The 6,403-nt window shown below is 63.1% G+C and carries 6 protein-coding genes; 1 reads left to right on the top strand and 5 read right to left on the bottom strand.

Going from position 1 to position 6,403, the window contains the following annotated elements; genetic code table 11:
* Positions 1 to 421, bottom strand: a 421-nt coding sequence (locus FJ222_11520; GenBank protein MBM4165051.1) for a chemotaxis protein CheW, incomplete at its 3' end; no start/stop codon positions are given.
* 1,139 nt (positions 422 to 1,560) lie between these two features.
* Here FJ222_11520 and FJ222_11525 point away from each other — a divergent pair.
* Positions 1,561 to 2,994 carry a hypothetical protein gene (locus tag FJ222_11525; GenBank protein ID MBM4165052.1) on the top strand — a complete coding sequence of 478 codons (1,434 nt, stop codon included), beginning with the start codon at positions 1,561 to 1,563 and terminating at the stop codon, positions 2,992 to 2,994.
* A gap of 51 nt (positions 2,995 to 3,045) precedes the next feature.
* Here FJ222_11525 and FJ222_11530 read toward each other — a convergent pair whose 3' ends face one another.
* The 4 genes from FJ222_11530 to pdxS all read right to left on the bottom strand — a co-directional run.
* Positions 3,046 to 3,657, bottom strand: coding sequence for a DUF1287 domain-containing protein (locus FJ222_11530; protein MBM4165053.1), 612 nt, complete (start codon positions 3,655 to 3,657; stop codon positions 3,046 to 3,048).
* A gap of 27 nt (positions 3,658 to 3,684) precedes the next feature.
* Positions 3,685 to 5,109 carry a DUF2851 family protein gene (locus tag FJ222_11535; GenBank protein ID MBM4165054.1) on the bottom strand — a complete coding sequence of 475 codons (1,425 nt, stop codon included), beginning with the start codon at positions 5,107 to 5,109 and terminating at the stop codon, positions 3,685 to 3,687.
* Positions 5,106 to 5,687, bottom strand: coding sequence for a pyridoxal 5'-phosphate synthase glutaminase subunit PdxT (gene pdxT / locus FJ222_11540; GenBank protein ID MBM4165055.1), 582 nt, complete (start codon positions 5,685 to 5,687; stop codon positions 5,106 to 5,108). The genes FJ222_11535 and pdxT overlap by 4 nt, the downstream gene beginning before the upstream one ends.
* A 1-nt stretch (position 5,688) precedes the next feature.
* Positions 5,689 to 6,403, bottom strand: a 715-nt coding sequence (gene pdxS, locus FJ222_11545) for a pyridoxal 5'-phosphate synthase lyase subunit PdxS (GenBank protein MBM4165056.1), incomplete at its 5' end; no start/stop codon positions are given.

Below are 6,403 nucleotides of genomic sequence, written 5' to 3' on the forward strand. Positions count from 1 at the left end.
GCCGGTTGTACCACTGCGAAAACCGCTGCTTCACCGTCTTCAGAAACTCTGACACATCATACATCCGCGCCCGCAGACGCTCCAGGTCCCCCTGCACCAACTTCTCCAGCCCCTGCTTCCGCCACAACTCCCATTGCGACAGCATCCCCAACACCGTCTGACGATCATAAATCGCTGCCAGACGCGCCACCACTTCCGCTTCGCTAACTTCCTGTCTGTCAGGTACTTCTGCCAGAATATGGAAATGATTCGAAAGGATCGCGTAGGTCACCACCCGCACGCCACAAAATGTCTCTGCCCCGCGCATCAAATCTCGAAACTTCTCCCGTTCCACGTCCCCCAGAATCATCCGCCGATCCACGACTCGGCTCATACAATGATAGTAACCCAGTCCCTCCGCCTTGATCCGTGATGATCGCATACGCCACCTCCTCTGCTGCGTGATTTGACCCAAAAATACCACATCATGCTGCCATGGTCAAGTATGAAAGGCCCGTCCCTTATAAACCCCGGCTATGACCCACTCGTCCGCTTCCACTCCGTCTCTTCCTTTGTGTTCTCTGCGCTCTCTGTGGCTCACTATTCGTATCTGCCCGATAGCGACTTGATTTCCGGCTGGAGCAATGGCATACTCCAAATCGTGAGAAGTTTTGAGCCCAACCGCGACCCTGATAGCACCAAAGACATGCAAACTCAAATACGATTTGGACACATAATCAGAAACAGATGTATGCTGTATGTTATGGTTGGATGTTTATTTCTTGTTACGATTATTTACAGTGTGCTGCGCAACGCTTACGTGGTTACGTCATCTAGCGTGCCTCCTTGCCCTGAGTTTGAGGTTTGGTTCCGTGGTTTACCGAATGTCGGTTATCAAATTCGCTGCTCCAATGTCGTCTTAGATGATGGAGTTCTCTATGAAATACTTGCCAAAAGGCACGATAGGTCGCGTATTGGGCCGCTCGTTATTCGAGTTGAAAGTGGTGTGAGCGCACGTGCTGTGTTTCCGTTGATCGAGATGGCCGAAAGTTATGGGTACTCAAACATAACAATCCGCATTAACGAAACATACCCCGATGAAACACAACTCATGCGGATGTATGGGGAACCTCGAAAAACTTTGCTTGTGCGTGTTTGGGAATGTGCGGAGAATCGATTATGTAATGGAGTGGACACGCTACTTACAATATTTGAGGAAATGATGTATGGCAGTGTATATTACTATCCCTCGCCAAAGCCGTGAGGGAAACAGGGGACAGGCAAACTGAGACAGGCAAACTGAGGCAGGTGGCAACCCGATGATCACAGGATCGCCAGTTGGGGGCTTGGAAGGGACGGGAAAACTGGGGACAGGCAAATTGACGAAAAACTGGGGCCAGTCAAACTGAGGCAGGGGGCAGCCCGAGAATCACCGGATCGCCAGTTGGAGAGCGAGAGATGGCCTGAATCTTGAGGGGGCGCTCGCGAATAGCCGTTGGATTCAGGCGGTGTGTGGCGACGACTGACCCTTTGAGGCGAACCAGACGGCTGTTATGCGGCCGCTGCCTTGCTCACCGATCAATGCGGGAGCATCCCAACGGGTGTTGCGTTGGGTGGTTTGGCGAGCAGAGGTTGAGATCGTGTCAAGAGGGGCCGCTCATTCAAGGGCGACGCCTCGGACGCCAGCGCACCATCACCGACGCCACCGGCTCAAGATCCTTTGCCTACAACGATGCCCTGCAACTCGCCGCCGAGACGAATACCTTCGGCGTCCTCGTCAGAGCCTATGACGGACTGGGCAGGAGCGCGGGCTTCTCTCTCTTCAATCCTGCAAATCCTGTCAATCCTGTCCAAAGCATCATCTACGGCTATGACTCACTCGGCCGGTTCCACTCCGTCTCATCCTCTGTGTTTTCTGCGCTATCTGTGGCTAAATATTCGTATTTGCCCGGCACCGACATCCTCTCCGGTTGGTCCAGTCCATCCGGTTTCGCGGTCACCCGCGCCTTCGAGCCACATCGCGACTTGCTTACCGCCGTCAGCAATCGTTATAATGGCGACACTGTGAGCGCATTCGACTACGTCAACGACGCCCTTGCCCGCCGCACCGCGCGGATTGATCACAGTGGTGCAGGCGTCCCGCCTGCGATCACCAACGCCTTCGGCTACAACCCCCGCTCGGAACTCACCTCCGCCGCGATGGGCACGAACGCCTACGGCTATGCCTTCGATCCGATTGGTAACCGCGAATGGACGCGAATGAACGCGAATACCAACATCTACCAGGCCAACGCCCTCAACCAATACACCAACATCCTCTGCGCCTCCGCGCCTCCGCGGGAAAACATCCCCCTGTACGATCACGATGGCAACATGACCTTTCTCCCCTCCACCTCCGGGGGAGGGGCTGATGGTTGGCATCTCCGATGGAATGGTGAAAACCGGCTCATTCAGGCATCGAACGCGCTCCACCTGGTCACCTACGCCTACGATTATCAAGGGCGGATGGTGACGAAACAATTTTCCCGCAGAGGCGCTGAGGCGCAGAGTTGGGAGATTGAAAAGACCAACAGCCTGATCTGGGACGGCTTCAACATCGTTCAGTCCCTCACACACACCCAAACCCACACCCTCACAAACTCCTTCATCTGGGGTCTCGACCTCTCCGGCTCCCTGCATGGCGCCGGCGGCGTCGGCGGGTTGCTGGCCGAGATCCAAGATGGCGCGCCCTACTTCGCCGCATTCGACGCCAACGGCAACGTCACGGAGTATCTATCCACAAACGGGCTCATCGCCGCGCATTACGAATACTCACCCTTCGGTGAGATCACCGCCCAGTCCGGCGACCAGTCCGATGCCTTCACCCACCGCTTCAGCACCAAGCCGTGGTGCGCGGTGACGGGGCTGAGTGAGTATGAGATGCGGATGTATGGGCCGGGGTTGGGGAGGTGGCTGTCGAGAGACCCGATTGGGGAGATTGACAGCGGTCAAGTATCAAAGGCCCGTCCCTTATAAACCGCTTTCAGACGGCAAGTGACGTGCCATGCCCGGCACACACGCCGCAAGTCAGCCTGAGCCGGACTTCCCGGCGATAGGCTGAACGTGCGGGTTCGCTGCTCCTTCTGGTCTGAAATGACCGGTGATCGTGAAACGGAACAGGACATCCTCTTCCTGGGTGCCGCCGCCGATGTTGTGAATCACCAATGGAGTCCCCGCCGGCGTCTTCTTGTCGGAGACGATGCCGATGTGAGGAAGTCCATTGCCGAGCTTCCATGTTACGATGTCACCCGGCAAGTAGTCCCCTGGTGCGGTGCGGGAATCCAGTGCCCATCCCGATCGTCGAAAGAAACAGGCCAGGTTAGGAACTCGCCGGTGGTCGATGTTTGGGTCGGGCTTCTTTAATCCCCAGTTCTGCGGGTAGGCTTTGAAGGAGCGCTTCATGTCCTCGTGCACCAGTTGCTGAAGGTCCAGCTTCTGATCGCGCAGGGCACGCACAACGACGTCACAGCAGACGCCGGTCTCCTTCGGCACATCTCCACCCGGATAGTTCAGCCGCCGGTAGGCGCCGTCATATCCTGTGGTCACACCTATCTGGGACCGCGCGGAGGCAACGAACTGCGTGGCGTCGAATCCAGCGACGGCACGACTTACGACAAGCAGAGCAAACAGTACGAGCATCTTCTTCATGGCATTCAACATCGAAATCTACCCCAGCCGTTCCGCCAGCGGGCAGCCCGCGCACCCGGCCCGCGCGCTGAGGCAGAAGTCGGCGTGTATCTGGAGCAGCCCCTGAATGCGCAGGCCGTTGTTGGCGTAGAGCGGGGCGGGATTGTGGTCGCGGCCGAAGAGCCGGAAGGCCGTGGCGCGGACCGGCGCGGAGAGGTCTTCCGGGGGGAGATGATCGAGGATGTTGGGGTCGAGGCGATCTTCGGCGGCAAACCACGGGATGATCACGTTGAGCAGCATGGCGGCGATGCGGTTGGGGCCGAGGAGCGCGCCCGCGCCGGGCGTCGGCGGCCCGGAGAGGGTGAGGCGGTCATCCCAGAACGGCCAGCGCGCGCAGCTTTCGAAAAGGAGACCGGCCGAACGGAACCACGCCTGCGGCGGGGTGGCGGGGAGCGTGGCGAGCCGGTCCAGGATGGTGTGGCGGCCCGCGAACAGCGCCGCCGCCGCCGCCAGGCGCCGGATCGGGCTGTTCTGCGGCCTCAGGCCGTGGCGGACCCAGGCGTCGGCGGGCAGGGGGTCGGCGACCGGATTCCGCCACCAGTGGTCCCACAGCCCGCGGACGAACGGCCGCAGCACGGGATCGGCGCTGTCGTCGGGCGACGGGAGGAGACCGGCCGCGCCGAGGAGCCGGCCATAGGCGCTGGCCGCGCCCGCGTCGGGATCCCAGTCGCGCACCGGCAGGCGCTGCGCCAGCCGCCGGAACGGCGCCGCGTTCTGCTTGTAGCCCAGCGCGGCGAGCAGTTCCTCATAGAGCGTCTGGCGCCGATCGGCGTTCTGACGGAACCGGGCCGCCAGACGCCGGGCCTTGGCCTGGATGCGGAACTCGCCCGCCGCATCGAGAAGCGTGGGGGCGCGGTCGGGATGGACCGCCAGGGCGGCCGCGCACGGCCGCGGCGTGACCGGCAGGACGGCGTGGGGATACGCCGCGAGGTCGATGTCGTCAAAGCTGAAGGCGGGGTTGCCGCAGAGCGCGCGGGCCAGCGAAATGCGCAGGACATCGGCCGGCAGCGTCACCGGCGGCGGGTCGGCCGCGTAGGTCACGTGGGCGACGAGATTCCGGTAGAGGGGGTTGGCCGCGTGGCGGTGGGCGTCCCAGTCGCGGGGGGTCACGTGGATCTCGACATCGCCGGTGATGCGGACGCCGCCGGCGGTCGCGAGCGTGGCGCCAAGAAAATCGGGGCCGGCCTCAAGGTTCCAGCGCCCCGGTTCGAGCACGGTGACCGGCGTGCCGTCGACGGCGGCCAGCGGCGCGGGACGGAGGCGGTCATCAAACCAGACGCACTGCAGATGGCGTTCGGACCAGCGCGGGCCGTCGTCCGCATACTCCGCCTCGCCCACCCCCGGGGGGATGCCGGGCGGGGCGAGCGTGGCGGCGTATCGGGCGGCGCGGGGAAGTGTGGTCATGAGGCCAGCGTGAGAAAAGCGGCGTGGCAGCGGGTGTCGCCGGTGAGCTCGGGATGGAAGGAGGTCGCGAGGAGACGGCCCTGGCGGGCCGCGACGATCCGGCCGTCGGGCAGCGTAACGATGGCCCGCGCCGCGGGGCCGACGGCGTCGATCAGCGGGGCGCGGATGAAGACGGCGTGATAGGGCGGCTGCCCGGCCATCCCCTCGCCGAAATCCGAAAGGTCGAGATCGGTCTCGAACGAGTCAATCTGGCGGCCGAAGGCGTTGCGCGTGACGGTGATGTCCATCAGGCCGAGGAGCGGCTGGGCGCGGCCGACGACCGTCCGGGCGAGAAAGATCGCGCCCGCGCACGTCCCCCAGATCGCGCGCTCCCGCCCGAACCGCCGCAGCGGCTCGATGAGCCCGAAATCAGTGGCGAGCTTGCCGATGGTGGTTGACTCGCCGCCCGGGATGATCAGGCCGTCCAGCGGATCGAGCTGGGCGGCGAGGCGGATCTCGGCGGCGTCCACGCCGAGCCGCCGGAGCATGGCAACGTGTTCCGCAAACGCGCCCTGCAACGCCAGCACGCCGATCTTCATATCACCAACCGCGCCCCGCGAGGCGCTCCGCGGCGGGCAACTGCGCGACGGTCCGGCCGACCATCGGTTCGCCGAGGTTGCGGCTGACCTCGGCGAGGATGGCGGCGTCCTGAAAATGGGTCACCGCCTTGACGATCGCGGCGGCGCGTTTGGACGGTTCGCCGCTCTTGAAGATGCCGGAGCCGACGAAGACGCCGTCCACGCCGAGCTGCATCATCAGCGCGGCGTCGGCGGGGGTGGCCACGCCGCCCGCGGCGAAATTCACCACCGGCAGGCGGCCCAGCCGCTGGGTCTCGCGCAGCCATTCGAGGGGCGCCCCGATCTCCTTGGCATAGGCCATCAACTCCTCGCCGGCCATCGTCGTCAGGCGGCGGATCTCGCCCAGAACCGTGCGCGCGTGGCGGACCGCCTCGACCACGTCGCCCGTGCCGGCCTCGCCCTTGGTGCGGATCATCGCGGCGCCCTCGCCGACGCGCCGCAGCGCCTCGCCGAGGTTGCGGCAGCCGCAGACAAAGGGGACGTCGAAGCGGTGCTTGTCAATGTGGTGGGCTTCGTCGGCGGGGGTCAGCACCTCTGATTCGTCGATGTAGTCCACGCCGATCGACTGGAGGATCTGCGCCTCGACGAAGTGGCCGATGCGGCACTTGGCCATGACGGGGATCGTGACGGCCTCCATGATCTGCTGGATGAGATCGGGGTCAGACATACGGGCGACG

This window comes from Lentisphaerota bacterium (genome assembly GCA_016873675.1).
Classification (GTDB): Bacteria; Verrucomicrobiota; Kiritimatiellia; order RFP12; family JAAYNR01; genus VGWG01.